This is a genomic window from Pantoea sp. E956-1, from assembly GCF_982223955.1.
In genome coordinates this window covers 1-410 of the sequence record NZ_CEUYZP010000099.1, presented here as the reverse complement: position 1 = coordinate 410, position 410 = coordinate 1, and the positions used below count along the sequence as shown (strand labels likewise).

Below are 410 nucleotides of genomic sequence, written 5' to 3'. Positions count from 1 at the left end.
CATAAATGAACACCTTGCCGCCCTTCCCCGCCTTGTACGCCTCCAGCACGTTATCCGCCGACACCTTGCTCGGCACCACAATCCGATAACTGCGCTGACTCTGCTAAACCGTCGGATTCAACGCACTGTCCTGCAACTTCGGCACCACGCAATCGGCGTACTGCGCCGGCGTCTTGCTGGTCTGCAAGGTCAGGGTCGGATCGTTCGGCGCCGAAGCGCAACCGGCGAGCAACAGGGAAACAAAAGCCATGGCTGGCACGAATAAAGTACGCATGGAGTAAATCCTGAAAAATAAAGGTCCGGTTCAACCGGCAACGGTTCGACTTCACGGCGCCGCCGTTGCCATTTACGTTTTAAGAATCAGCTCGACGCCACCAGGGCCTTGAGCGACACATCGAATTGCTTCAGCG

The 410-nt window shown here is 56.8% G+C and carries 1 protein-coding gene; it reads right to left on the bottom strand.

Going from position 1 to position 410, the window contains the following annotated elements:
• Positions 1-103 precede the first annotated feature (103 nt).
• A complete protein-coding gene (locus AC0T7J_RS25445; RefSeq protein ID WP_473798587.1) occupies positions 104-274 on the bottom strand; it encodes a hypothetical protein in 171 nt (56 codons plus the stop codon).
• Positions 275-410: the final 136 nt, after the last annotated feature.